Source organism: Frankia sp. CcMO1, assembly GCF_977945845.1.
In genome coordinates this window covers 1-2,870 of sequence record NZ_CDWTMG010000385.1, presented here as the reverse complement: position 1 = coordinate 2,870, position 2,870 = coordinate 1, and the positions used below count along the sequence as shown (strand labels likewise).

The 2,870-nt window shown below is 69.1% G+C and carries 3 protein-coding genes and 1 pseudogene; 1 reads left to right on the top strand and 3 read right to left on the bottom strand.

The window, feature by feature from the left end; all coding sequences use genetic code 11:
- The coding region (locus AC08OU_RS24195) for a P-loop nucleotide/nucleoside kinase family protein (protein WP_476605902.1) at nt 1-409 on the top strand (409 nt) is incomplete at its 5' end.
- Nucleotides 410-469: 60 nt separating this feature from the next.
- Here the strand turns inward: AC08OU_RS24195 and AC08OU_RS24190 are convergent.
- The 3 genes and pseudogenes from AC08OU_RS24190 to AC08OU_RS24180 all read right to left on the bottom strand — a co-directional run.
- Nucleotides 470-1,105 carry a response regulator gene (locus tag AC08OU_RS24190; protein WP_462189125.1) on the bottom strand — a complete coding sequence of 212 codons (636 nt, stop codon included), beginning with the start codon at nt 1,103-1,105 and terminating at the stop codon, nt 470-472.
- A gap of 229 nt (nt 1,106-1,334) precedes the next feature.
- Nucleotides 1,335-1,972, bottom strand: a pseudogene (locus AC08OU_RS24185) (SAM-dependent methyltransferase); the annotation flags it as partial.
- A gap of 364 nt (nt 1,973-2,336) precedes the next feature.
- On the bottom strand, nt 2,337-2,870 hold a 534-nt coding region (locus AC08OU_RS24180), incomplete at its 5' end, for a group II intron maturase-specific domain-containing protein (RefSeq protein WP_476605901.1).

The following is a 2,870-nucleotide window of genomic DNA, read 5'->3' as shown; positions in this document are numbered from 1 at the left end:
CGGCGACCCCGCGACCTCCGACCCGCGGTTCGGCACCGGGCGCTACGCCCCCGAGATCACCGACGCGACGTACGCCGAGATGCTGCGCCGCGCCGGGGCGGCTCTCGCCCGCGGGGAACGGGTGGTGCTGGACGCCTCCTGGTCGAGCGCGCGTCACCGCCGGGCCGCCGCCGAGCTCGCCGCAAGCGTCTGCGCCGACCTGGTGGAGCTGCACTGCGTGACGGCACCGGAGGTGGCGGCTGCCCGGATCGGCCGCCGCGCCGCCGCGGGCACCGATCCGTCGGAGGCGACGATGGCCATCCACCGGGCGATGGCGGCCCGCGCCGACCCCTGGCCGTCGGCGACGGTGGTACGCACCGCCGTCCCGGTCGCCGAGGCCCTGCAGACGGTTCTCGCCCACCTGGACTGACGCCGCCCGGTGGGTCCGGTGTGACCATCCCGCGCGGCGCCGTCGCGTTTCAGGGCGCCGTCACTTCTCGATGCGGGTGGCGTACACGGCGGCCTGGGTGCGGCTGGACAGCTCTAGCTTCTCCAGGATGGCCGAGACGTAGTTCTTCACCGTCTTCTCGGACAGGTGAATCCGCCCGGCGATCTGCCGGTTGGTCAGCCCCTCCGCGATGAGGACGAGGATCTGGCGTTCCCGCTCGCCGAGGGTGGCAAGCTTGCGGTCCTCGGCCGGGCCCTCCCGCAACCGGGTGAGGACCCGCTGGGTGACGGCCGGGTCGAGCAGGGAACGGCCCGCGGCGATCGTCCGGATGGCGCCGACCAAGTCCGTGCCCCTGATCTGCTTGAGCAGGTAGCCGGCGGCCCCGGCCATGATGGCGGCGAACAGGGCGTCATCGTCGTCGTAGGAGGTGAGGATCAGGCAGCCGATCTCGGGATGCGCCGAGCGCAGGTCCCGGCAGACGTCGATACCGTTGCCGTCCTCGAGGCGGGCGTCGAGCACGGCAACGTCCGGCCTCGTCGCCGGGATCCGGCGCAGTGCCTCCGCCGCGGTGGACGCCTCTCCGACGACCTCGATGTCACCGGTCTCGGAGAGCATCTCGCGGATGCCGCGCCGGACGATCTCATGATCGTCCAGGAGGAAGACCCGTACGGTGCCCACGGTGTCGACGATACTCACGGTGCCGACGATACCGTCCATGGTCGTCGCCCGGACCGGTTCGGCATGGTGCCGGGAGGGTGCGCGGGTGCGGCCGGGCCCGTTGCGGGCCCGTTCGAGCCGTTCGGCGCCTCCGGGTGAACCCGCCCGCGTGAGCGCACCGCCCCCGGCCCGGGGCCCGCAGCGGCTGGCGGCCGCACAACCGGTGAGAGCCGGTGGCTACCCGAGGCGGTTACCCGAGGCGGGCGACGCTGCCGTAGACACTGACCTCGGCATCGGTCGGCACCTCGCCCTCGGCGGCGGGCTCCTCCGGCCGCCACCGAGGGACCATCTCCACTCCGGGGTCGATGAGCTCCAGGCCGGCAAAGAACCGTTCCACTTCGGCCCGAGTGCGGTGCTGCCCGGGGATGCCCCGGGAGCGGTACGTGGTGAAGAGCTGCTCCATGCCGGGGTTGACGTCGGCGGTGGCGTGGGTGAGCGCCAGATAACTGCCCGATGGCAGGGCCGCCAGCAGCCGGCCGAGGATGCCGTAGGGGTCATCCGCGTCGGGGATAAAATGAAAGATCGCGATCAGGGACAGGGCGACTGGCTGGGTCAGGTCGAGGGTGTCGCGCAGTTCCGGGGCGGCCAGAATGCGCTCCGGGTCGCGCAGATCCGCGTCGAGGTAGGCGGTGCGGCCCTCGGGGGTGCTGGCGAGCAGGGCGCGAGCGTGGGCGAGCACGATCGGGTCGTTGTCGGTGTAGACGATCCGGGCGTCCGGGGCGAGGCCCGGTTCTCCACCGCGGCGGTGCTGGCGCCCGGGAAGGCGGCCCGTGCCTGCTCGGCCGCCTCCCGATCAGCGGGGAAGTTGTCCTTGCCGCCCAGGTAGTAGTGTCGGGTAGCGAGGGCACATTGCTGTGCCCCCGCCCCCTCAGAACCGTGCGTGCGCCTCACGACGCACACGGCTCAAGCAAGCCCGGGGGCTCGCAGGCTGCGAAGGTGCTGTTTCGACGCGCTCGTCGGTGGGTAGCCGTCGGGCGCAGTGGGTGTGCACGAGGCGGTGAGCAGAGGATACGTCCGGCGTGCCGGATTCGGGGCTGAGGGCGATCGATTGTCGGTTGATCTCCTTTCGTGTCCCGGCAAGCCACTGTTCCCATTCCTGGGGGCTGTTGGGCTCGCTTCTGAGGAGTCGAAATGAAATAACTTGCGCGTTTCGAACCCTCCACAGGCCTGTGACCTGCGATGATGCTCTCGATCACGTATTTGTTACTTCATTACGTCCCCTGACGTGCAAGAGAAGTCCTCGGCAGATTGGGCAGCGGCCGTGCTGCTGTGAGAGCAGCCGTAGATTGCCCGGACTGAGCGGAGGTTTGCTCTTGCGTCGCCGTTCATTCCAGTACTCGCTCAGGTTCGGATCATCCGGAGATGCCGTTCCAGGAACGAGATGATGCCGGGCGATCGTCGTCCAGGAGAACTTCTGGAGGTAGCCGCCGGTTACGTGGTCACCGAAAACCCAGCGGTCCTGCCTGGCGCGGTTGAAACGACCGAAGTACTGTTTGACGATCCAGTCCCTCGACTTCTTCGGGTGGCTGTGCTTGGCCCACTTGTAGGTAAGCTTCCACATATGCGTATCCAGGGCGCTGAAAGACGCGCTGGAGACACCCGGCCGGTAGTACGCGGCCCATCCTTTGATAATCGGGTTCAGGCGACGGGTGACCGCTTCCGCGTTCATCCCCCGCAGGTCCCGCATCTCCGTACTAAGCCGTGCCCGGATTCGCTTCATGGTAAA